At 40.7% G+C, this 25,097-nt stretch carries 21 protein-coding genes and 2 tRNA genes; 6 read left to right on the forward strand and 17 right to left on the reverse strand.

Annotated features, from left to right (window positions below; genetic code table 11):
- Window positions 1-187 precede the first annotated feature (187 nt).
- The 15 genes from Q0890_RS06415 to tpiA all read right to left on the reverse strand — a co-directional run bounded on the left by Q0890_RS06415 (window position 188) and on the right by tpiA (window position 15,831).
- Entirely contained in the window at window positions 188-1,213 is a 1,026-nt protein-coding gene (locus Q0890_RS06415) for a hypothetical protein (protein ID WP_299218722.1), read from the reverse strand.
- Window positions 1,214-2,057: 844 nt separating this feature from the next.
- Window positions 2,058-4,172, reverse strand: coding sequence for a polyribonucleotide nucleotidyltransferase (gene pnp, locus Q0890_RS06420; protein ID WP_299219013.1), 2,115 nt, complete (start codon window positions 4,170-4,172; stop codon window positions 2,058-2,060).
- 641 nt (window positions 4,173-4,813) lie between these two features.
- Window positions 4,814-5,080: a 30S ribosomal protein S15 gene (gene rpsO / locus Q0890_RS06425; RefSeq protein ID WP_299218723.1), complete on the reverse strand. Its 267-nt coding sequence runs from the start codon at window positions 5,078-5,080 to the stop codon at window positions 4,814-4,816.
- 369 nt (window positions 5,081-5,449) lie between these two features.
- Entirely contained in the window at window positions 5,450-5,626 is a 177-nt protein-coding gene (locus tag Q0890_RS06430) for a hypothetical protein (protein WP_299218725.1), read from the reverse strand.
- Between the two features lie 116 nt (window positions 5,627-5,742).
- Window positions 5,743-5,907 carry a hypothetical protein gene (locus Q0890_RS06435; protein WP_299218726.1) on the reverse strand — a complete coding sequence of 55 codons (165 nt, stop codon included), beginning with the start codon at window positions 5,905-5,907 and terminating at the stop codon, window positions 5,743-5,745.
- A 93-nt stretch (window positions 5,908-6,000) separates the two neighbouring features.
- Entirely contained in the window at window positions 6,001-6,525 is a 525-nt protein-coding gene (locus Q0890_RS06440) for a type 1 glutamine amidotransferase domain-containing protein (protein WP_299218728.1), read from the reverse strand.
- Between the two features lie 411 nt (window positions 6,526-6,936).
- Window positions 6,937-8,007 (reverse strand): tRNA pseudouridine(55) synthase TruB, encoded by a 1,071-nt coding sequence (gene truB, locus Q0890_RS06445; RefSeq protein WP_299218730.1) that lies wholly within the window; start codon window positions 8,005-8,007, stop codon window positions 6,937-6,939.
- A gap of 9 nt (window positions 8,008-8,016) precedes the next feature.
- Complete coding sequence (locus Q0890_RS06450; RefSeq protein ID WP_058367855.1) at window positions 8,017-8,406, reverse strand: ribosome-binding factor A; 390 nt, start codon at window positions 8,404-8,406, stop codon at window positions 8,017-8,019.
- Window positions 8,407-8,555: 149 nt separating this feature from the next.
- Entirely contained in the window at window positions 8,556-11,288 is a 2,733-nt protein-coding gene (gene infB, locus Q0890_RS06455; protein WP_299218732.1) for a translation initiation factor IF-2, read from the reverse strand.
- A 191-nt stretch (window positions 11,289-11,479) separates the two neighbouring features.
- Window positions 11,480-12,964, reverse strand: coding sequence for a transcription termination factor NusA (gene nusA / locus Q0890_RS06460; protein ID WP_299218735.1), 1,485 nt, complete (start codon window positions 12,962-12,964; stop codon window positions 11,480-11,482).
- A gap of 95 nt (window positions 12,965-13,059) precedes the next feature.
- The gene (rimP, locus tag Q0890_RS06465) at window positions 13,060-13,560 is read right to left on the reverse strand and encodes a ribosome maturation factor RimP (RefSeq protein ID WP_299218737.1); all 501 of its coding nucleotides are present in this window, start codon (window positions 13,558-13,560) and stop codon (window positions 13,060-13,062) included.
- A gap of 443 nt (window positions 13,561-14,003) precedes the next feature.
- A tRNA-Met gene (locus tag Q0890_RS06470) sits at window positions 14,004-14,080 on the reverse strand.
- A 122-nt stretch (window positions 14,081-14,202) separates the two neighbouring features.
- Window positions 14,203-14,287, reverse strand: a tRNA-Leu gene (locus Q0890_RS06475).
- 212 nt (window positions 14,288-14,499) lie between these two features.
- Entirely contained in the window at window positions 14,500-14,808 is a 309-nt protein-coding gene (gene secG, locus Q0890_RS06480) for a preprotein translocase subunit SecG (protein ID WP_299218738.1), read from the reverse strand.
- 207 nt (window positions 14,809-15,015) lie between these two features.
- Window positions 15,016-15,831 carry a triose-phosphate isomerase gene (gene tpiA / locus Q0890_RS06485; protein WP_299218740.1) on the reverse strand — a complete coding sequence of 272 codons (816 nt, stop codon included), beginning with the start codon at window positions 15,829-15,831 and terminating at the stop codon, window positions 15,016-15,018.
- A gap of 319 nt (window positions 15,832-16,150) precedes the next feature.
- Between tpiA and pilB the strand changes: the two genes are divergently transcribed.
- From pilB to coaE, 4 genes are all read left to right on the forward strand, one after another.
- Complete coding sequence (gene pilB / locus Q0890_RS06490) at window positions 16,151-17,854, forward strand: type IV-A pilus assembly ATPase PilB (protein WP_299218742.1); 1,704 nt, start codon at window positions 16,151-16,153, stop codon at window positions 17,852-17,854.
- A 120-nt stretch (window positions 17,855-17,974) separates the two neighbouring features.
- Window positions 17,975-19,198: a type II secretion system F family protein gene (locus Q0890_RS06495; RefSeq protein ID WP_299218744.1), complete on the forward strand. Its 1,224-nt coding sequence runs from the start codon at window positions 17,975-17,977 to the stop codon at window positions 19,196-19,198.
- A gap of 7 nt (window positions 19,199-19,205) precedes the next feature.
- A complete protein-coding gene (locus Q0890_RS06500) occupies window positions 19,206-20,105 on the forward strand; it encodes an A24 family peptidase (RefSeq protein WP_299218746.1) in 900 nt (299 codons plus the stop codon).
- 160 nt (window positions 20,106-20,265) lie between these two features.
- Entirely contained in the window at window positions 20,266-20,949 is a 684-nt protein-coding gene (gene coaE, locus Q0890_RS06505; RefSeq protein ID WP_299218748.1) for a dephospho-CoA kinase, read from the forward strand.
- Here the strand turns inward: coaE and rlmB are convergent.
- Both rlmB and Q0890_RS06515 read right to left on the reverse strand, forming a co-directional pair.
- The gene (gene rlmB, locus Q0890_RS06510; RefSeq protein ID WP_299218750.1) at window positions 20,912-21,682 is read right to left on the reverse strand and encodes a 23S rRNA (guanosine(2251)-2'-O)-methyltransferase RlmB; all 771 of its coding nucleotides are present in this window, start codon (window positions 21,680-21,682) and stop codon (window positions 20,912-20,914) included. The two genes, coaE and rlmB, sit on opposite strands and share 38 nt — an antisense overlap.
- 124 nt (window positions 21,683-21,806) lie before the next feature.
- A complete protein-coding gene (locus Q0890_RS06515) occupies window positions 21,807-22,142 on the reverse strand; it encodes a pyrimidine/purine nucleoside phosphorylase (RefSeq protein WP_299218752.1) in 336 nt (111 codons plus the stop codon).
- 510 nt (window positions 22,143-22,652) lie between these two features.
- Between Q0890_RS06515 and recN the strand changes: the two genes are divergently transcribed.
- Together recN and Q0890_RS06525 are read left to right on the forward strand one after the other, a co-directional pair.
- Window positions 22,653-24,332, forward strand: coding sequence for a DNA repair protein RecN (recN, locus tag Q0890_RS06520; protein ID WP_299218754.1), 1,680 nt, complete (start codon window positions 22,653-22,655; stop codon window positions 24,330-24,332).
- Between the two features lie 168 nt (window positions 24,333-24,500).
- Window positions 24,501-25,064: a YqgE/AlgH family protein gene (locus Q0890_RS06525; protein ID WP_299218756.1), complete on the forward strand. Its 564-nt coding sequence runs from the start codon at window positions 24,501-24,503 to the stop codon at window positions 25,062-25,064.
- The last annotated feature ends 33 nt before the right edge of the window (window positions 25,065-25,097 follow it).

The raw sequence follows: 25,097 nt of genomic DNA on the forward strand, positions 1-25,097 counted from the left end.
TACGTATTACTGGTTTCATTTATGTACATCCTAATCACGCTGATATACGTTTAGACAAGTGAACCTATAAGATACTTGGGCTATAACTTAGTAATCAATGCTTAACACAGAAGCCAACTACAAATTATTCTATAATGACTCCAATATAAAGGACTCATCTAAATTGATATCTGAGTAAAAAATACGTTTATTTATCTCTTAAAAGCCCTTCAATTATCCAATTTTGGAGGTTTAAATCGCTCTCATGCCAATTTATATCTTTATCCCAATACCCTTCAGAGCGTTCAAGAAAATTCAACATAGGAAAACCATAACTTATTTCTACAACTTTAATTTCATCGTCTATACCGTGAATCAGGTCAATGGCTAATGACTGAGTTTCAAGTTTATCAGAAACATTAAAAGCTAACTCTATGTACCTTTTATCAATTTTGTCATTATCAAAAACCAAATTTCCGCTTCCTGATGCTCTAAAATCATTCTCTCTAACCATTCTCTTTAAAGCTACTGCTTTATTGTCAATCACGACAACTCTAACGTCAAAACCTTTATTTTCTATAAAGTCTTGAAAATAAGCATAATCACGTTCAGGACTTTGTTTTTTAGCAAACTCGCTATTAAAAAAAAGTCTTGTAACACCTTTTAAAACATTTGTTAATGAATCTATACTTACTGTATCTTTTCCACTCTTTCTAAGCGCTTCTTTTAAATACCCAACCCTATCTAGCTGAGGGAATCCCTTTCCAAAAGACTTATCTATAAACTTAATTGCGTCCGACTTTGATCTAGCCAACTTAACATTACTAGACCCTGCACCTCGAGTTAGTTTGAAAACTTTGGGATAGCTAGTATTCTTTGCCCATTTCTTCGCTTGTTTCTTATCATAAAAAATATAGCTAGGAACTATTGGTATACCAGCAGCTTCAAGAAGATACTTTTGAGCGACCTTGTTATCAAAATGCCAGTTTGTTTTAAAATCAGGAAAAACCTTTAATCCTGAATGTTCTATAGCGAAAAGGATATTTTTGGCAGCGAGAACATCCTTGATTTGTGAATGATGATGATGCCACATAAAAACATCATAACCCTTTAGTTGTTCTATAATATCAGTATCAAAAGCATTAACTAACTTATAATCAATATTTTTATTTTTGCAATATTCAATCCAACGATCGGAAAAACTTCCTGGTCTATGATGAATAGCTACTTTCATTTATATTTTCCTCAAAAAAAATCATTGAATATTTTAAAAAAACGGAGTCAATAGATTCTGTTTTTCTTAAAAGAGAGATCATTAAAACACAAAATTAATTTAATAGCACAATTGATACTACATTAATAGAGCAAAATTGTTGATATGACATGATTAATGTGATGACCGAATTAATTGTATATCGTAAAATTAAATACATATTAAATAGATACTAAAATGTAAGTTGCTTTAACATAATGCGGTACATTTTGAGCACTAAATTTTAATAGCTTTGGGTAGCGGTTTAACGGCTATTATGAAGCCCGTACTCAAAAATAAAGACAGCAACATCTTGATTTTATTAAAAATATTTTAAAAGGATAGCGAAAACTACTACAAAAAAATTGATAATTAACACACATTCTAATATTACGACTAATCTATCTAACTATAAAACACTATATAGATAGAATCAAACAATATGTTTCAATCCGAATATAAGACGGAAATTTAGAAAAACACTTATTTATTACTTGGATAAAACCAATAAAATATCGAAATCAAAACTTATGATTCAACCAAAAAGTCCATAATCACTATTATAACAATGCTGATGGCAAATTAAAGAAGACTCAATTTACTTTGGAAAATATTACTACATGTGGACGACAAGGTATATTGTAATTATGTCAATAGCTAGATCTATTGTTACGTATAGCGCACAGCCAGAGATTAATATCCTTACTAGGAAACTAAATGCATTTGATAAAAGCAATATTTAACTATTTAGTAACATTAAAGAGATAGACAAAAAAACCGCCCTGAGCATCAACCCAAGGCGGTTTTTTGTATCAAACTAAGCTACTTATTCAGCAGTTGTCGTTGTACCCTGCTCAATACCTTTCATAGTCAACTTAATGCGACCACGGTTATCAACGTCTTGAACCAAGACACTAACCGTCTGACCTTCTTTTAGATAATCTGATACATTCTCTACACGCTCTTCTGCGATTTGTGAGATATGAACGAGGCCATCTGTGTTTGGCAAGACGTTAACGAACGCGCCGAAGTCAACGATACGAGCGACCGTACCTTCGTAAGTTTTACCAACTTCAACTTCAGCCGTTAACGCTTCGATTTTACCGATAGCGGCTTTAGTTGCCGCTTTGTTTTCACCAAAGATACGAATCGTACCAGCATCATCAATATCGATAACCGCGCCAGTTTCTTCTGTGAGCTGACGAATCATCGCGCCGCCTTTACCGATGACATCACGGATTTTATCAGGATTGATTTCGATAACCGCGTAGTTCGGTGCATGAGCGTTGATTTCAGTACGGCTCTCTGGCAATACTTGGTTCATGGCATCCAAGATATGGATACGACCAGCATGAGCTTGCTTTAGCGCTTGCTCCATGATGTCAGGCGTGATGCCCTCGATTTTGATGTCCATCTGTAGCGCAGTGATACCGTCTTTAGAACCAGCGACCTTAAAGTCCATATCGCCTAAATGATCTTCATCACCTAAGATGTCTGACAATACAGCAAAGCGCTCGCCTTCTTTAACCAGACCCATTGCAATACCAGCGACTGGCGCTTTTAATGGTACACCAGCATCCATCAATGCCAAGCTTGCACCGCAAACAGACGCCATAGAAGAAGAACCATTTGATTCAGTGATTTCTGATACCACACGGATGACATACGGGAAGCGTTCGCTGTCCGGTAACATCGCTTGTACACCGCGGCGCGCTAGACGACCATGACCGATTTCGCGACGTTTAGGGATACCTTCACGGCCAGTCTCACCCACTGAGAAATGCGGGAAGTTATAGTGCAGCATGAAATGGTCACGGATAGTGCCACCTAATGAATCAATCATATTGACGTCACGGCTATTACCTAGCGTAGTGGTGACTAATGCTTGCGTCTCACCGCGAGTAAATAATGCTGAACCATGCGTATATGGCAATACACCAACCTGCACGTCAAGCGCGCGGACTGTTTCAGGATCACGGCCATCGATACGCGGCTTACCTGACAAGATATTGTCACGAACCGTACGATATTTAAGGTCGTTATAGATTTCTTTTAGCTCAGATACCGTATCAGCATAAGTTTCTGACTCAGCATCACCAGCAAGCGCATCAATGATTGATTGCTTAATTTCATCGAGCTTAGTGTAGCGCGCTTGCTTATCAGTAATGGTATAAGCATCTGCAACTTGCTCGCCGAACTGCTCTTTGATGCTGCTGGTAAGCGCTTGATCACGCTCAGGGGCAACATACTGCTGCTTAGCGGTACCGATCTCTTCTGCCATTGAAGCAATGTTATCAATCACGATTTGCTGTTGCTGATGACCGTATAATACCGCGCCTAACATCTGATCTTCTGAAAGCTCTGCTGCTTCAGATTCAACCATTAATACTGCAGACTTGGTACCAGCTACGACTAGGTCAAGATCACTCTCTTTAAGCTGCTCAGTCGTTGGGTTTAGTACGTACTCACCACCGATAAAGCCAACACGTGCCGCAGCGACAGGACCATTAAATGGCGCATCAGAGATCGCCAATGCTGCTGAAGCACCGATTAATGCTGCAATGTCTGCAGACTGAGTTTTATCTGAGGATACAACTGTTGCGGTAATCTGAATCTCGTTGACATAGCCTTCAGGGAACAGTGGACGAATCGGACGATCAATGAGACGCGAGGTTAGAGTCTCAAACTCGCTCGCGCGGCCTTCACGTTTGCCGTATGCACCTGGAATTTTGCCCGCTGCATACATTTTTTCTTGATAGTTTACCGTTAATGGAAAGAAGTTTTGACCTTCTTTAGCTTCAGACTTTACTACTGCTGCAACCAGTACTGATACACCGCCCATATGAACCATAATAGAGTTGGCTTGGCGGGCAACACGGCCAGTTTCAAGGACGACTTTTTGGTCGCCATATTGGAATTCACGTTTAATAGTATTAAACATTGTCGGATTTGTCATATATTTTTCCTAATGTTGAATGACGAAAACAATTTCAATTGCTTGCGCAATCTAATATCGGTCATTAAATGTTCTATCGTACTTTGATGTACTGATAAATCGTATTTGGTGGCCTTATTGCCAGGTCATATATTTACCAATTGTACTACTGTATTTTCTTTATTATTCAGATTCAGTTTTTATAGCCATCTACCATCATAAACTTTTTATCATCATGGATTTTAATAGTGTTCTACACCGTTTTCACACTCTTTTTGTTATGTAAATTATTTATATAACATAACAATATATAGAGACAAACTACGAGATAGATACCGTATTTTAACGCGCTATAAAATTACACAATGCACCATTTTACAGTGATTTATAGGTGTTGACCAATTAAATACAAAACTGAGTGTTTTTATGGTTAAAAGTTGGGCTAAATGGCAACCATACTACCTAATACTTACCAAATATCCATAAAAAAGCGGCGTGAAACTATTCCACACCGCTCTTTCATTACTTACATATTATATTGATAACAGTCAATTGTTTTTTCAACACTTAAAAGAGAGTCTTCAGAGTCATATGACAAATAAGCACTACCTTTTTACTTAACTATTATTAATATTGCAAACGTCAAATTAACGACGTAGACCCAACTGTTTGATAACAGTTGTATAGCGACCAAGATCTTTACCTTTTAGGTAATCAAGCAATTTACGGCGCGTGTTAACCATACGGATAAGGCCACGACGGCTATGGTGATCGGCTTTATGCTCTTTAAAATGATTCTGTAGATCATTGATACGAGCACTTAATAAAGCGATTTGAACTTCTGGTGAGCCTGTGTCATTTTCGCCGCGCTGGTATTGAGCGATGATTTGTTCGCGATCGGTATTAGTTAGCATAAATATCTCCGGCAATGCTAAAAGCTCAAAGATGTACTCAAACTTAAGCCATCTTTTAAGCATTAGAATAGTAATTAAAGTAACTTTATCGTCATTCAGGACAACCCTGCATTACTAGAGTTGACCTAGTGTACGACAAGCTCAATGAGTAATAACAATTATTTAAAAATAGATTGGATAATGACGAAATACTGCATAAATCGACCTTATAATCGAAATAGTAAACAAAGTATTTTAACTTATCTAAAATCATATTCAAATGTGGTGGCATTATAACAAAAAACTGCTGAACTCGCAGCAGTTTTTCATATTAGTTTTCTTGTTTAATCAAGATTTTTTAGAAGCAATAAAGTAACGGATCGTCTTAGACTATTTGTTTTTTATATCAGCTTCAGTAGCATTGCCACCAAGCTCATCATCATCTAAAGGCACTGTCGTCGCTTCTGCTATGCTATCTGGAATAACGTCTTTGCTAGGATTGATGTCTTCTGCAAGCTTTTCAATTTCTTGTTCTTGTTTATCCATATTTTGTTTTGATTTATCCATAATATTTCCTTAAAACCATTTAATAACTGTGAGTACTAACCATCACTTGATTAGTACTCATAGTAGAAAACTCATAGTAGAAATTCGTTTAACAAAAGCTTCTTGGACTTAAAGCACTACTTATCGTCGTCTTTAGCATTTTCTAAATTATTAGCGATACGCTCGGCTGCAGCTTCAGTATCTTCAGTATGGTTGTCTTCAGTTTGGCTCTTGAGCGCTGCAGTTGCTGACTCAGAACGTTGTTGCTCCACTTTAGTATCGTTTGGATTAGGGTTAGCCATAATAATTTCCTTAGTTAATATCAGTTAATATTGTTCCAGTTTAAAATAAAAATATAATGAGTTGTTTTATGTTTTGTAGAGTATTTAAACTGGTTAAGACAATGCTTTATCAATAGCTTCAACAAAATTATCAATATCATCTGGGTTGCGAGAGGTAATTAAATTACCATCAATCTGTACTGTTGTATCGATAAAATTTGCCCCAGCATTTTCTAAATCTGTTTGCAATGAGTGATAAGCGGTCAACTTTTTACCCTTTGCGATACCTGTATTGATAAGCACCCAAGGCGCATGACAAATAACTGCCAGTGGTTTATCTGCTTTATAAACAGTATTGATGATACTGTGCGCCTCTGCATTGCCACGGATAGTGTCAGCATTGACAGTTCCGCCTGGTAGTACCAATGCATCGTAGTTAGCTGCGTTTGCATCACTTGCAAAGATATCAGCGGTAAAAGTATCACCTTTATTGACGTCCTGTTTCATTGCTTGAACGTCTTTATCTTTATTAGTCGTAATCAATATCGTTTTATAACCTTTATCTTTTAACTGGTTATTCACGTCTTCATATTCTGCTTGCTCAAAATTATTGTGCAATAAAAAAGCGACAGTTTTCATATTATTCCTTATTTAACGATTGGGAATTTATGTGAGTAAATTAATTAATATCTCTATTCATCATAAGTTTTTATTGTTATTAAATATTTTTTATTGTTCATCATCAATGATCTGTTAATCGTCCATGCACTGTTAAAGCTATTACCTGTTATATTTTTTATATGAGGCACTTCCCATAAGATGTCTTTATTATCAGATTAAATTTTTGTTTTTATAGATTAATTTTACCATTGAGCTTTATTATTTTATTTGTCCTTCCCTGTCACTTTCCTTAGCTGACTTAACTAATGTACAAAAAAAACAGGTTTCACCATAGGCGAAACCTGCAATAAAATGTGACGATATGTGATTAATGTAAACTGTTAGTAAGCTGATCAGAAATTGCCTATATAACAGTTTAGAAAAATAAACTTAGCGTTGAATCAACTTCTTTGGTTGCAACCGTCCATTGAGACTAATGGCACCTAAGCCCAAAAACTGACCTTGCTCATTTATTAAACGAATATCTATGGGGGTCTCATACGTTAACAGTTGTGCGCTAGTAGTGTCTTTAGCGGTAGCAGAGTTACCTTTGTCGATATGGCTAGACGACTGGTTATCTATCCTATCTAAAATATAATTCTTAATCTGGTCTGTCAATTGTTCAGATACGTTTAAGCGTTGACCCATATGGATACGCTTACACTGCTCAGTCGTCAATGTCAGCTTCATATCGATATCAATACAAGCATCCACTGGCATCAACTGTGCTTGGCGATTATCCAATGCTTGTTCTTCTAATGCAGCCAAGCTAAGTGCATTATCGATATTGAATTTACCGACTTGCAAGCGCCGCAGTGCTATCAGATGCCCTAATGTACCCAGTGCTTTAGCGATGTCTTCACCAAGCACCCGTACATAGGTGCCTTTGGTGCAAGTAACCGTTAACTGTATTTGTTCATTATCAAGTGCTTTTAAATCAATTGACTTGGTGACGATATCTCTTGGTAAACGCTCTACTTCGATACCAGCCCGTGCATACTCATAAAGTTTTTTGCCGTCTTTTTTTAGCGCCGAATACATGGGTGGTATTTGCTGCTGAGCGCCCAAAAACTGCTGGGCGATTTTTTCTAACGCTACCTCATCAAACTTCGGTACAGACACTGTTTTAACAATCTGACCCTCCGCATCACCAGTATCAGTCTGACTACCAAGCAAGATAGTCGCTTGATAAGTTTTATCGGCATCCAATTGATAGTGGCTAAATTTGGTAGCCTCACCCAGACAGACAGGTAACAAGCCAGTGGCCATGGGATCAAGCGTACCAGTATGACCCGCTTTTTTACTATTATGGTTTGGCGATTTAAAAAGATATTTTACTTTCGATACCACTTGCTGTGATGTCATACCATAAGGCTTATCTATTAAAATAACCCCTGAGACTTTTATTTTATCAGGTACTATTTTAGCTTTCTTATCAATTTGCTCAGGCGCTATAGACATAATAATAATTTACTCGTCATTCTCGTTTTGTTCAGTTTTACTGACGGCCTGATTGATTAAATCCATCATATAATTTCCGCGCGCAGTCACTTCATCATAATGAAAACGCAAACGTGGCGTAGTACGCGTTTTTAAACTATGGCTAAGCTCAGTACGCAAAAACCCTGCCGCCTTATTAAGAACTTCTATGCTTTGCTCATGATTGGTTTTAGTCATGGCATCATTGAGCTCAGGCTCCATAATAGTGACGTACACATCAGCATAACCCAAATCTGGACTGACCTTCACACTAGAGATGGTTACAAAGCCCGTCAAACGCGGATCATTGACCTCGTCACGAATTAGCACTGCAAGCTCACGCTGTATCTGATCTGATAAGCGTTGTAAACGTTGATTCATTTTATTATCCTACTTTTCAATAATATTTTAAAAATAGCTTTTAATAGCAGAAATATACGATAAAAAAGGCCTACCAGGATGATCCTGTTAGACCTTAATACATCGTTATATCAATACTCTAAGTTCTAACGAATAAAAATACAATATGATTAAATTGTACGTTCAAACTGTTGAATTTCAAAGACTTCAATCTTATCACCAGCTTCGACATCATAACCACGAACGGCAAGACCACATTCCATGCCAGTACGCACTTCATTAACGTCTTCTTTGTAACGGCGTAGCGACTGTAACTGTCCAGTGAAGATAACTTTGTCATCACGTAATACGCGAATTGGCTTATTACGATAAACAGTCCCTTCAACCACCATACAACCAGCAGCAGCACCAAATTTGCTAGAACGGAATACTTCACGAACTTCTGCAATACCAAGAATCTTCTCACGATGTTCAGGAGCAAGCAAGCCACTCATCGCAGCTTTTACATCGTCAATCAAGCCATAGATTACGCTGTAATAACGTATATCCATGTTGGCAGTATCTGCTTTACGGCGTGCAGTTGCATCTGCGCGAACATTGAAGCCCAATAATACAGCTTCACTTGATTCTGCAAGCGTGACATCAGACTCAGAAATTGGACCAACACCTGAGCTAATCACTCGTACTTTAACTTCATCGGTGGACAGCTCATTTAGTGCAGCTAGTAAGGCTTCGAGTGAACCACGTACGTCAGTTTTTAGTACGATATTTAAGAATGACACATCGCCTTGTTCCATCTGATCAAACATGCTTTCTAAACGCATGGCATTTTGACGTTCAAGTTGACGCTCACGCTCACGGTTGGTTCTAAAATCTGCAACTTCACGTGCTTTTTTCTCGTCTGTTACGACTAAGAATTCGCTACCAGCTGCTGGCGTTTCAGGTAAGCCTAGGATTTCGACCGGTATAGAAGGACCTGCTGACTGTACACGTTTACCATGTTCATCCGTTATCGCACGCACTTTACCGTAATGCTCACCAGCTAGCACTAGATCACCCTGTTTAAGTGTGCCTTTCTTGACCAATACACTAACAACAGGACCACGACCTTTTTCAAGTTTTGACTCAATGACCACACCTTGTGCAGCACCATCTAATGGCGCTTCTAGCTCCATTAGTTCAGCCTGTAAGCTAATATATTCTAAAAGATCATCAATGCCTTCACCGGTCTTGGCTGAAATACGAGCCATTGGTGTATCACCGCCCCAATCTTCTGAGACCACTTCTTTTGTAGTTAACTCATTAAGGACGCGATCAGGATCAGCACCTGGCTTATCCATTTTATTGATAGCTACGATTAAAGGTGTACCAGCAGCGCGCGCATGATCAATTGCTTCTTCTGTCTGCGGCATCATGCCATCATCCGCTGCCACAACCAATACTACAATATCAGTAGCTTGCGCACCACGTGATCGCATAGCGCTAAAGGCTGCGTGACCTGGAGTATCAAGGAAAGTAATAACGCCACGTTCCGTCTCTACATGATAAGCACCAATATGTTGGGTAATACCACCTGCTTCACCTGTGGCGACCTTCGTTTCACGAATCTTATCAAGTAACGAGGTTTTACCATGGTCAACATGACCCATAATAGTAACCACTGGTGGCCGCGTTTGTACATTACTGCTGCGCTCATCAACGGCATCGTGAAGATCATCTTCAACTTTAGTATCACTAACAGGCACTGGATTATGTCCCATTTCTTCAACGATTAAGCTGGCTGTTGCTTGGTCAATCGTATCTGATTCTCGAGCCATTTCACCCATTTTCATCAGCAGTTTAGTAACTTCGCGTGCTTTGACCGCCATACGCTGAGCCAAGTCTGCGACAGTAATATGTTCACTAATCTCTACATCATAGACAATCTTTTCGAGCGGCTTTTCAAACTTATGCTGCGACGCTTGAGAGGAGCGTAAACCATTTTTGGTATTTTTGATTTCACGTTCGCTTTGATTTTTACGGCGACGTCCACGAGTACCTGTACTATTCGCTCCTCGTTTGATCTCACGGCGCTCTTTTTCAAACGATTCTTCTAATGCGTCCCCAACCAACCCTTCGGCCAACGGCTCGTCCTTGCGGACTTCAGTCGCAGGTTCACGGTCAGTATATTTACCAGCCATCTTACGCATCTGCTCAAGGGTACGCTTTTGCGCTTCTTCAGCTTGTACGCGACGTGTTTCGCTCTCAATTTGACGTAAACGCTCTTCTTCTTTCTCACGTGCTTCACGAACTTTACGTTCAGCAGCTGTTTCAGTCTTTGGCTTAGTAGCAGCAACTTTTTTCTTTTCTTTCTCTTTTTCTTTAGGTTTAACTTCAACGGTAGCTTTGCCGCCTTTTTTGACTACGACTGAGGTAGATACTTCCTCACCTTTGCCTTCTGAGCTTTTACTTGAACCAAGACTTGCCCGCATAGCAGCTAGGGTAGCCGCTTGACGCTCTTCTGATTTTTTCTTAGTGGCATCACGCTCTTCAGCTTCTTTAGCCGCACGTGCTTGTGCCTCAATCATCGCCTGTTCACGGGCAGCCAATTCTTCTGCCATTTTTTCTGGATTCGGCTTATCAAACACTTTCTTTTTACGTACTTCAACATTGACGCTCTTAGATTTACCTGAAGAGCCCGTCACGCGCGCAGTACTGGTCGTTTTAGATTTAAGACTAATACGACGTTTTTCTTGCTGTCCGTGACTTTGTTTTAAATACGTTACCAATTTTTCTTGCTCAAGTTCGGTGACTGAGTCATCCTCCCCGCGAGCAGGTAGCCCAGCATCCTGGAGTTGCTGCTGTACAGCACCGACGGTTTTGCCTACCATTTCTGCCAGTTCTTTGACGGTCTTATCTGCCATTTATTATCACCTACTGTCTATTATTTGCTATTTGTTCAATTCAGTTGTTGGCTACAAATGATTGCGTTTTGACCAAAACAGATATTATTTAATATAATTGGATGTTGTATAAGTATGTTAAATATCAATCTTTTATTGGCCTTTCATTATTAATAGCATACCACCAAAAGACAGCGATATGCAGTTAACACCTATTCATCGAACCAAGATTCCCGAGCCTTCATGATAAGCTTGCCTGCTGTTTCAGCATCTAAACCTTCAATATCTTCTAAATCAAAAACTGCTTGTTCAGCCAGATCGTCAACGGTAATAATGTCTTTTTGAGCCATTTTATAAGCCCAACTGACTGTCATACCCTCAAGATCCTGCAATTCTTGACTCGGCTCTTTCATGTTTTGCTGTTTAAATAATTCATCTGCAATGACTACTTCTTTAGCACGTTCTTGAATCATATCAATTGCTTCATCGTCTAACCCTTCAATATCGTAGAAGGTCTCGACAGGTACATATGCTACTTCTTCAATACTCGTAAAGCCTATGTCAACCAAAGCTTGGGCAAGGTCCTGATCTACTTCTAAACGCTCATAGAACAATTCAATAAATGCCTTGCTTTCGTTTTCTTGACGCTGTTGATACTCTTCTTCTAGCATCATGTTCAACTTATAACCAGTCAACTCTGAAGCCAAACGTACGTTTTGTCCTTGCGAACCAATGGCACGCGCAAGCTGATCATTGGTACTAAAGATAATATCTGCTGTCTGGGTGTCTTCATCTAAAATGATACTGCTGACGTCTGCAGGTTCAAGTGCACTGATAATATATTGTGCAGGATCGTCTGACCATACTACGACATCGATACGTTCTCCATCAAGCTCCTGCTGTACTGCTTGAATACGTGTACCACGCATACCAATACATGCACCCACTGGATCAATACGATGATCATTAGTCTTAACGGATATTTTAGCACGAGTACCTGGTAGGCGAGCGACATTACGAATCTCAATAATTTGCTCTGCGATTTCGGGTACTTCCTTTTGCATTAACGCTGAAAGCATTTCAGGATGCGTACGCGATAATAGTAGCTGTGCACCGCGATTTTCACGATTCACATGATACAAGATAGCATTAATACGTGATTTAACGCGTAGCTGCTCACGCGGTAGCATATGATCTCGTGCTAAATAGCCTTCTGCATTGTCGCCTAAATCAATAATATAACCGTCGCGCGTCTGCTTTTTAACTTCGCCATACATCATCTCACCAATACGTGGCTCAAAAGCATCTGCCACTAAGGCACGCTCAGCTTCACGGATTTTTTGGATGATTACCTGCTTTGCTTGAGTCGCTGCGATACGCCCAAATTCAATCGACTCAATCTGCTCTTCCTTTACATCCCCGATCGACCATTCTTCTTGATCAAGGTCAGTAATAGCAAGCTGACAAGCTGGCATTTCATGGTCTTCATCAGCAACCACTGTCCAATAACGATAAGTATCATAATCGCCAGTAGTACGATCGATAGCCACTCGTACTGCTACTTCCGGTTGTTCGGTATATACTTTTTTCTTAGTCGATACTACTAAAGCGTCTTCTATGGCTTCAAATATATCTTCAGGGTTTAGGCCTTTTTCATTACTGACGGTTTCAACTACCGTTAAGATTTCACGACTCATGCTATACCAGTCCTATACTTACTTAAATTTCATAATTTGTGTATTGACGTTATGTTGCTAAAGTAAACCATACGTTATCTAAGTTTTTTACAACATTAAGCGTCTTCAAAAACGAGATTGGCCTTGTCGATATTACTAAAAGTAATCTCGAACTGCTCATTATCAGTAGCAGTAAGAATCAACGAGGTAGCACCCATACTATCTAGGTTACCCGTTACTTTTCGTCGTTTTTTGTCCCCTTGCCCTATTGCTTGGATCAGACGCAAACTAACCGTTTGACCGATATAGTCTCGCATTTGCTCTTCTGAGAAGAACGCACGATCAAACCCTGGCGATGATACTTCTAAAATATACTCACCCGCAATAGGATCATGTACTTCAAGAATACCACTCACTTGATGGTTGACTGCGGCACAGTCCTCAATAGTTACCTGTTTGTCTTGCGCTTGCTCTTCTGGTAGCGACTCGATATAAATACGCAATAAAGAACGACGTCCCTGTGGTACGAACTCTACGCCCCACAAAGCTACATCACATGCCGCTACTGCAGGAGCAATAATATTGGTCAATTCTTCAACTTTGGTAGAAAGTTTCATAATTTGTTTATAGTTTCCTATTTACTGGTGTACAAAACTTAAAGCGTCTTTTTATATTTTATGAGCAACGTTTAAGAATAACACTGTAATCGTTATATCTTTTTGCAGCTAAACTAAAGTGTATGACTTTGAATATTGAGTCCAAGCCTCGTATCGTCTTGTACTTATAAAATAACACAGATTATAGACGTTGGATTAAGGCTGTACATTCTAATAGAATACACAAACCCAAAACATCACTGAGAGAGTATGAAATAAAAGGTATTGCCGCTTATAAAGCCCTGCACAATTAACCGATATTACTTTACTCTATAAAAATAGAGCTTAGCATAAGTAGGATAAATACCGTGATAACACAGACTCTCAGATACAAAAAAACCCACAAACATAATGGTGGGCTTATTGCAACTGACAATTTAGTGTACAAAAATCAGTATTGAAAGTGGTAGCGGGGGCTGGATTTGAACCAACGACCTTCGGGTTATGAGCCCGACGAGCTACCAGACTGCTCCACCCCGCATCAATTTAGAATGCACATTGTAGGCGAGTTTTATAGACTTGTCAATCTTTATTTAAAATAAATTTAAACTAAAAATTTTAACTCTATAACAATCCACTCAGCACCACGTGCTGCAAAAAAGTTGGTGCGATTGGGGGGACTTGAACCCCCACAGCTTGCGCTACCACCCCCTCAAGATGGCGTGTCTACCAATTCCACCACAATCGCTTATAGTCGTTTATAACTATAACTTTTTTACTTCTCTGTTTTTAAGCAGCTTTTTTCAAAGTCATGAGGATAACAATGAGGAGTAATACATGTAGCCGTATAAAAACAGACGAGCATTGTAAAACTAACCCAAAGAAATAGCAAGGATGACTATAAAAAACTTGCCTACTATTGCTCTTTGCAGGTTAGGTTGTTATGAGTTAGCTCATTCATTACTCAGGATTTTGCGTCAAAGGACGCGGCGTTTGCGGCGCTGAAACTGGAGCATCTAAACGAAACTGGTCTTCAGCCTGCTCACGCGCGTTTACCGCAAGAACCATACTGGTTATAAAGAAAATAACAGTCAATACTGCAGTGGCACGTGTCAAAAAGTTTGCCGTGCCTGCTGCACCAAACACGGTCCCAGAAGAGCCAGCACCAAAAGAGGCTCCAGCATCTGCTCCTTTGCCATGCTGTATCAAAATCAAGCCAATCATGGCAATCGCCACGATGATATGCAGGGCTAATATAAACGTAAACATGGTGGCCTCTTTTGCCGACAAATAACGAAAGTTAACTCTTAACATTTAGCACTATGATCATAGGACTATAGGAAGATTTAACTATAATAAGAATAAATAAGGCGCATTGTACACGATTGCAAGGGCACTGTTAAACCCACTTTTTATGACTCATAAACGCTTTTTGCTCAATACTTATTTTTAATAAGCAAACTTAGTGGTTAATTGTTATAAAGTCTGTTTGTTTTTAGCTTGGCTAAAAGCGTGAGCAATCGCCAAAAAACTCTCTGCTTTTAGGGATGCACCGCCAACCAGTGCTCCATCTATCATAGGGCTGGCCGCAAAGCTATCAGCATTATCTTTGTTGACGCTGCCGCCGTATAAAACCGTCGTTGCAGGTAGCGTTGTATCAAAGCTTGCGACTGTTTCTTTAATATGCTGATGAGTCGCCTCTACTTCCATCACTGTTGGGACCTTGCCTGTACCAATCGCCCAAACAGGTTCATAAGCGATAATCAAACGCTCCGCTAGTCTTTGAACAAGTTCAGGCGCTTGCTCTTTACTTTTAATAAGTAAGTCCTTTATTACAGCTAGTTGATCATCTAATGCACTAAAGGTTTGCTGATTATCGTATTGAGTTTGCGTTTCACCGATACAGTACACCACGCCTAAGCCTTGCGTAAAAGCATGGCTCAGTTTTTCTAACAGACTCTCATGAGACTCTTGGTAATATTGGCGACGCTCAGAGTGCCCGAGTATCGTCCATGTCGCGCCTGCATCAGCGATTTGCTGTGCTGAACAATCACCAGTATAAGCCCCGCTACTATCACTAAGCGCACTGATATCTTGAGCAGCAGTGAGTATAGCGGTGTTTTGCAAGCGTGCGCTCACATTTGCTAAGTGGATACAGCTAGGTGCTACCATTAACTGACAACCATTACTGACAGTATCATCAGCAGTCGTTAATAACGTGTCTAACAGTGTATTAACGTCTTTAGTCGTTGCTGGATTTTGTTTCCAATTGCCAATTACCCAAGCTTGCATGGTTTATCTACCTTCTATCATTCGTCGTTGTCGATGTGGCTGATACGCGCGTAAGTATAGCAAAAATTCATCTGCTACTGTTATAAGTGTCGTTATTGTTCTATAAGCTCTGACTTTTTACAGTCATAAAACTTTATATGCTTTTAAAGCTGACATGTAAACTGTCATGTTTCTTGCATATATTCACTATCGTTCTATTAAACCAGAGTATAAGTCACGATTCATAAGCTTGCTTTGCTTATCGATATCGAAATAAAAAATAATTCTAAGACTAGCACTCATAGATTTGCCATATATGCAGTATTAAGGAGAAAGCGTCATGTCTACTACATTTGGTGGATTAGCACAGCAGCTAACTCATGCAGGGATTGTGAGTGAAGCAAACATGCAGACTGCTCAGACTGAATCAAAGCAGCAGCAACTCAGTCTCGTATCATATTTAGTAGAGCACAATATGGCCAATGCCTATCAGCTTGCTCAGTTGATGGCGCAGTCTTTTGGCGATCCGCTGTTTGATCTTAATGTCCTTAGTAATGATGTTATTCCAAAAGATCTGGTAGACGAGAAGATTGTACGTAAGTTTAATGCGCTGCCTATCTTTAATCGCGGACAGCGATTATTTGTGGCCTTAAGTGATCCTACTCGTATTGATGCTATTGATGCCATTGCCTTTAATTCTCGGCTGTCAGTTGAGACAGTAGTAGTCGAAGAAGACAAGCTTAAAAAACGTATTGATAGCATTTATGCAGACACCATGCAAAGTTTTGACAGTTTCGCTGATGGCGACTTGAGTGTCGACTTTGAAGATACAGAAGAAGGTGACAGCGGTGAAACCACACTTGCTGACGGTGTCGATGAAGCCCCTGTTGTGAAATTTGTAAATAAAATGCTGGTAGATGCGATTCGTATGGGAGCGTCCGATTTGCATTTCGAGCCCTATGAAAAATCTTATCGCGTGCGCTTTCGAGTCGATGGTGTGATGGAAAAAATAGCAAATCCGCCCGTACAGCTGGCGGGTAAAATTGCAGCTCGTCTCAAAGTGATGTCACAAATGGATATCTCAGAGCGGCGCATACCACAAGACGGCCGTATTAAGCTTAAACTGTCCAAAAATAAAGCGATTGATTTTCGTGTGAACTCGTTGCCAACCTTATTTGGTGAAAAGGTGGTACTCCGTATTTTAGATCCTTCTGCTGCAAAGCTTGGCATTGATGCTTTGGGTTATGAGCCTGATCAAAAAGAGATGTTTTTAGAAGCGCTTCATAAGCCGCAAGGTATGCTATTGATTACTGGACCGACAGGCTCTGGTAAAACGGTATCGTTATACACCGGTATCAATATTTTGAATACTGGAGCGACCAACATCTCCACCGCTGAAGATCCTGTTGAGATTAACCTTGAGGGTATCAATCAGGTCAATGTGAATTCGAAAGTAGGCCTAACATTCTCTAATGCTCTAAAATCATTTTTGCGTCAAGATCCAGATATTGTCATGGTTGGTGAGATTCGTGATCTCGAAACGGCTGAGATTGCTATTAAGGCAGCTCAGACAGGGCATATGGTTCTCTCAACACTACATACCAATTCAGCGCCTGAAACCTTAACGCGTTTACGCAATATGGGCGTTGCCTCCTTTAATATTGCCACCTCTGTCAACTTAGTTATTGCTCAGCGACTGGCGCGACGCTTATGCAAAAACTGTAAGACCGCTCTTAACGTACCAAGACAAAGCTTACTTGAGCTTGGCTTTACTGATGCTGACTTAGATGATCCAAATCACAACATTTATGAGCCTGTTGGTTGTAACGAGTGCCGCGAAGGCTATAAAGGCCGTGTTGGTATTTATGAAGTCATGAAAGTCGACCCAAATATCTCACGTATCATCATGGAGGACGGTAATGCCATCGATATTAAAGATGCCGCACTCAAAAACGGTTTTCGTGATTTGCGACGTTCGGGCATTTTAAAAGTACTTCAAGGTGTCACTAGCATACAAGAGATGATGCGAGTCACTTCTGAATAATAGCTGCCCAACGCTGATCATTATGTAACACATAAGAGCACTCAAACCACTATTTAAACAACATTTATCACACAACGCTGATTAAAACATATAGATTACGAAAAACTTGAGGGTAAAGACATGGCACAAGCTAAGACTGATATGCTATTAGACTTTGTCTATGATGGAGTCAATCGGCGTGGACAAAAGATTAAAGGTGAAACCACAGGTCGCAGTTTAGAGATTGCAAAAGCGACGCTGCGTAAACAAGGTATCACAGTCAAAACGATTAAGAAAAAACCTAAGCCCTTATTTACCGTAAAAAAAGCCATCAAACCTATCGATATTGCCATCTTTGCGCGTCAATTAGCTACTATGATGAAGGCTGGTGTTCCCTTGACTCAGTCGTTTGAGATTGTCGCTGATTCGCTGGATAATCCAAGCATGAAAGACTTGGTCCTGCAAATCAAAACCGATATTGAAGCTGGCGGCACCTTTGCCTCAGCACTACGCAAGCATCCGCGCTATTTTGACGATCTGTTTTGCTCTCTTGTAGACTCTGGTGAGCAGTCAGGTGCGCTTGAGACTATGCTTGAGCGTGTCGCTACCTACAAAGAAAAAAGCGAGCTTCTTAAAGCTAAAATCAAGAAGGCCATGAAATACCCTATCGCTGTAATCGTAGTAGCTATAATCGTCACCATCATCCTACTGATTAAGGTAGTTCCTGTTTTCTCGGGTCTATTTGAATCTTTTGGTGCAGAACTACCCGCTTTTACGCAGATGGTTGTCGGTATGTCAGACTGGATGCAGGCCTGGTGGTTTATTCTTATCATTGCCATTGGTGGTAGTATTGTTAGCTTTACAGAAGCCAAAAAACGCTCTAAAAAGTTTCGTGATTTTCTTGATCGTGCTACTTTAAAGGCGCCCATATTCGGCAATATTGCTTACCAAGCTGTTATCGCTCGTTTCGCGCGCACGCTGTCTACTACCTTCGCTGCTGGTGTACCCTTGATTGATGCTTTAGACTCCACTGCAGGCGCTGCCAATAATGTGGTGTTTTATGATGCCATTCAACAGATCAAAAACGATGTATCAACCGGTCAACAGTTGCAGTTTTCGATACGTACGACTAACCTGTTCCCAAGCTTAGCGATCCAAATGGTCGGTATTGGTGAAGAATCAGGTAGCTTAGAAGAGATGCTTGATAAGGTAGCCGTATATTATGAAAACGAAGTTGATAATGCCGTTGATGGTTTGACCAGCTTGATGGAGCCATTAATTATGGCGGTGCTAGGGGTTTTAGTAGGTGGTTTGGTCATTGCCATGTACTTACCAATTTTCCAGATGGGTTCAGTAGTAGGGTAGCAAATTGATGCAATTGTTAGAATTATTACAAAGTAATATGACCTTGGCACTCGTTGTATTTGCAATATTAGGTCTGTGTATAGGCAGTTTTTTAAATGTCGTGATACATCGCATACCGCTGATGATGATTCATAGCTGGCGACAAGAATGCAGTCAGTTTATGTCTCAGCAAGTAGATATGCCACATGAGCACACTAAAGCGATAACGGATGTTACGACGAGAGATACGCCCATTACTTTGAGTAGACCAGCATCACGCTGTCCTCACTGTGCGCATCAAATAAAATGGTATGAGAATATACCTTTAGTAAGTTGGCTTGTACTACGTGGTCGTTGCTCTGATTGTAGCGCAGCGATTGGTATACGCTATCCTATCGTAGAGCTAGTCACTGCGTTACTATCAGCATTGGTTATCTATCAATTTGGCGTCACAGCTGCTGGCTTGTCTGCTCTCATTTTGGTATGGACATTAATTGCCTTAACCGGTATCGATTTTGATACGCAGCTACTACCTGATCGACTGACTTTTCCATTAGCAGGATTGGGATTAGCAGTCAATTCTCAAAGCTGGTTTGTCTCCCCCACCCAATCGATTTGGGGACTATTGCTAGGATTTTTATCGTTATGGATAGTGGTCAAGGTGTTTTATCTTATTACCAAAAAGCATGGTATGGGACAAGGTGATTTTAAATTATTAGCGGTATTAGGGGCTTGGCTTGGACCTACGATGCTACCGTTAATTATTCTATTGTCGTCTTTACTTGGCTCAATTGTCGGTATTACCTTGATGAAAAAGCACGGAGAGAGCCAGCCTTTTGCTTTTGGACCTTACATCGCAATCGCTGGAATAATTGCTCTTCTCTATGGCTCTGATATTGTTAATTGGTATTTAAATATGTATGTTTAATATAGAATTACAATATAACAAACGAATGCTTATATCTTTATCGGTGGTACGCGTTAAGCTAGTTGATTAATGACGATTGTTTGATAAGAACAACCAATTCATTAGTACTAATGTTCATAATTGTCTTTTCTACCAACTTACGAGCCAATAAGTCACTGCTATGTCAATATATTCTGAAACGCCTGTACATAAACGCCAACAAGCTAAAATACAGAACAAGACCTTAGTGGTTGGGTTAACAGGCGGTATCGGTAGTGGTAAGTCTGCCGCCAGCGATTGGTTTGCAGCACAGGGAATTGACATTATTGATGCCGATGTGATTGCTCATGAAGTAGTAAAGAAAGGCAGCCCTACTTTGCGTAAGATTCAAAAAAAGCTTGGAGAATGGGTAATTGATGCAGAGGGTCACATGGACCGTGCAGCAGTACGCACACACGTGTTTGCCAATCCTGCCGCGCTTATTGATCTTGAAGCCATTACCCACCCTGCTATTCGCGAGGCTGCAAAACAACAACTGGCAGCAAGCACTTCACCCTATGTTATATTGTCAGCCCCACTACTCATTGAGGCCGCAGAAGCAGGTCTTGCTAACTTATGCCAACGTATTTTAGTCATTGATGTAGATGAAGAGACGCAACTTGCGCGTGCCAGTCTGCGTGATGAACAAAGTATAGTGAAAATAAAAGCCATCATGGCAAACCAACTTCACCGTACTGAACGTAATCACCATGCTGATGATTTGGTGGTAAACGAAGAAGACTTAGCAAGCTTACATCAACAGCTAGAGCCACTGCACCAAACGTACCTCAAGCTTGCCCAGCAGCTAAAGTACGCTGGCGATTGATTTCGTAAAGCGCCATACCAGTAGCCACACTCACATTAAGGCTTTGTAAATTACCGTGCTCATTGCCTGACATAGGTATGTATACCAGCTCATCACAGCTTTCTGTGGTCAATCGACGCATGCCCTCACCTTCTGACCCCATAATTAAAGCTGTTTTTCCTGTCAAATCAGCAGCATATATAGGCTTAGCTGTCTCATTTAATGCCGTACCGAATACAAAAACGCCTGCATCCTTAATACGCGTCAGCGTACGCGCTAGATTGGTTACACTAACAATAGGCATCATCTCAGCTGCACCTACCGATACTTTAGCGACTGTCGGAGTCAAACTTGCTGCATGATGCTTTGGACATATCACTGCATCCACACCCATAGCGACAGCTGTACGTAAGCAGGCACCAAAGTTGTGCGCATCCGTAATCTGATCAAGTACCAATAATAAGCATTGATTGCGCCCAATAACGTTATCTAATAATCCTTCATCTGCAAATCCTAATGGACGAGCATGTAATACAACCCCTTGATGCTGAGGACTACCGCATAGTTGCGTCAGCTTATCTTTTTGCGTTGGCTGCATGCTAATGCCATTTGCCTGTGCTTGCGCGATAATGTCTTTTACATGACTGTCGTTTTCGCGCCCTTGTTGTACAAATAAGCTCAATGCATCAAGTGAACGATGCTCAAGCAAAGCTTCGATGGCGTGAATACCATAGAAATAACTGGGTTTTGCCATAATAGGCCTACTAAGAAATTGAATATCGCTAATATGATATAAGTTGGGATAACACGATGTCTATCTGTCTCTACAGAAATTTATCGAATATGATTACAGTAAAGCGGTACCTACCTTGTGAATACTACCCTTCTAAATGGCAGACATATTGTACAATCTCTTCAGTACGCAGATTGAAGCTGCTATTGCCTTCAACCACGAACGATTGACCAGCGCGGTAGTAGCTAAACTCCTCATCGCCCTCTATTTTGACTTCACATTCACCGCTAATGATCTCGATACGCTCTGAGGTATTGGTACTAAAGTGGTATCGTTCAACGGTATTGTCACAAGGTAAAATGACACCCAATGTTTTATGCCGGCCATCTTCGAACATAATAGTATGACTTGAGCAGCGCCCGTCATACGTTACTGTAGCCTGAGCATTGACCGTTACGTTAGTATATTGTGCCGCTGACATAGTGGCTTCCTTATCAAATAATTATAGCTAAACTAAAAAATAAGTGTCTTATGACATTACAGTTTACATCTTCATACTGAACATAGCTTATTTTAAAACAACTGCTTTTAATATAGTTATTATTAAATAAGCAGATTATATTACTGGTTTGATAACCTAACCGCTTATAGACTCAAGTTTTACCTAGGCACATCTTATCTTCGACAGACTATTATGTGTACATACTGTGGCATAAGTTTATGATTGAGTGAGTTTATGCTACCACATTATCTCTAAAAAGTTTGTTACAGCGCTGCTGAAAATATTATCTATTCACCAAACTGACCATCTTCTAGTACCCTTAAATAATTGCTATGTATACCAATATTGATATAATTTGCTAGGGTTATGACCATTAATTAATTCCTCATTTAGTTTAGAATAAGACACCAAACACAGTTGCTTTTCACAGACCTTATCGTTAGTCTAACTAAGATTACCAATGCCAATTGCCTACCATGAGAGACTTTAATGCTTTTATCGTTAACCTTATATCAGTTTGCGCTGATTGCTGAACATGAGCTGAGCATGGCTGAAGGCTTTAATGTCATTACTGGTGAAACAGGCGCAGGAAAATCGTTGCTACTAGATGCATTATCGCTTTGCATCGGTGAACGAGCAGACAGTGCCATGGTCAGACATGGTGCGGCTCACGCCGATATCTACGCGCAGTTTGATGTGACAAATAATGCTGTTGTGTCCGACTGGTTTACTGAGCATGAGCGCTCTTTAGATGAGCCTGAGATATTGATTCGTCGTCAGCTAAGTAACAGCGGGCGCTCAAAAGCTTGGTTGAATGGGACGCCTGTGAGCCTAGCCGAATTGAAAAGTTTGGGTGCACTACTCGTCAACATTCATAGTCAGCATGCACAGCAAGCGCTACTAAAGCCGCAATTTGTGGTGCAATGGCTTGATGAGATGGCAAAATTAACTCCTCTAGCAGCGCAAACAGCGAGCAGTTACCAGCACTATCAACAGCTAAAACGTCAAGCGGATGAAATCGCTAGCCGCGAAGCCCAGCGTCAAGACCGTATTCAACTGCTACAAAACCAATTGGCAGATATTGCACCGTTATTGGCTGTCGACTATCATGATGTCGAAGCTGAGCATGAAGAGCTGTCTAACATAGAGGCCTTAATGACAGAGGCCAGTCATGGTTTGCACTTACTCGATAACGATAGTGATGAGCCTGATGTCATGACCTTACTTGGTCAAGCGATTAAACTGTGTGACCATCAAATAGGGGTCAGCCAAACCTTTGGGCAAGCCTCAGAGCAACTACATCTTGCGCAGCAGCAGATCACTGAAGTGACTGCTCTACTTTCAGATTATGCCGAACAACAACTTCCTGATCCTGAGCGCTTGCAAACCTTAGACAGCCTGATAAGTCTTGGCCATCGTCTATCGCGCAAACACAATTTACCGGCAAACGACTTAATTTCTGAAGCCCATTTGTGGCAGCAACAGTTAGAACAGTTAGAAAACGAGCCTAGTAGTGATGTGTTGGCTGCACAAATCGAAGATGCTTGGCAAGCGTACCTGCAGCTTGCGACCAAGTTAAATGAGCAGCGTTCAAAAGCGGCACCCGTGGTCAGTGAGCAGCTTATTCAGCAACTACAGCCCCTTGCTTTGCCTAACGCTCGCTGTGAGTTTGTCTTTACTAAAAAGGCGAATCCCAGTCTTTATAATGCGCAAGGCTGTTATGATATTGACCTATTGTTTAGCGCCAACGTTGGTATGCCGATGCAGCCGCTACACAAAATTGCCTCAGGTGGTGAGCTGTCGCGCATGGCGCTGGTCATGCAAGTATTGCAAGCGACGAGTGCGGATAACAATGCTGCCAAACCGATGCTAGTCTTTGACGAGGTGGATGTCGGTATCAGTGGCGGTACTGCCCAGGTAGTAGGCGAATTATTGCGTAGCCTTGGACAGACACAACAGCTGCTAGCAATTACCCATCAGGCTCAAGTCGCCGCCCAAGCACATCAGCATATTTTAGTGCAAAAGCATCACAATGAGCAGACGCAAAGTGAGCTTATTATTTTGACCAAAGATGCGCAGGTAAATGAGCTGGCACGTATGTCAGGCGGGGTTACTATTACTGATGTCACTCGTGACCATGCCCGTAGTTTGCTAACTGGTATCAAGTAAAGACCTATTGCTAGTATGCATCCTTATTTTAAAAGTGGGATGGTAAAATAGTTCATACTTTACGTCTATTGCTTATGATAACGATGCCATTCCTATATTGCTTTTTTGTTTAGTATCACCATATAGTAGTGTCTCACCTTTTATATTACTTATATTATATTTGTCTTTATGTCCAAAGCTAATTTGACCCATCACTTCTTAATTGCCGCTCCTGACTTGTCAGACCCAAGGTTTGAGCGGGCGCTTATTTATATTTGTCGTCATGATAAACAAGGCGCTTTAGGGTTGATGGTGAACCGTCCCCTTGAGCAGGCACGTGTGGGTAAACTGCTAGAAGATTTGAACATCGATGTGACCAACCCTCAAATTATGGAAGACTTAGCACTAGAAGGCGGCCCGATGTATCCTGAGGTAGGATTTGTATTACATACGGGTCAACCGGAGTGGGCATCGTCGTTTGCCATCTCAGAGAACGTCTGTATCACTACCAGTCAAGATATCTTACAGCGTATCGCGGCAGGGCAAGGTATTGGGCACTACCACTTATGCTTAGGACATGCCAGCTGGAACAAAAAACAGCTCGAGCGTGAGCTTAAAGACGGCGACTGGTTGGTATGCCCCGCCGACTTAACATTGTTATTTGATACGCCGTTTGAAGAGCGCTGGCAGCTCGCCGCTGAGAAAATCGGGGTTAATTTTGATTATCTCAGTAGTGATATTGGTCATGCATAAGGTATTTGTCATGGCAGAGTCTCATCCTATTAG

The sequence above is a fragment of the uncultured Psychrobacter sp. genome, from assembly GCF_947488565.1.
GTDB lineage: Bacteria > Pseudomonadota > Gammaproteobacteria > Pseudomonadales > Moraxellaceae > Psychrobacter > Psychrobacter saeujeotis.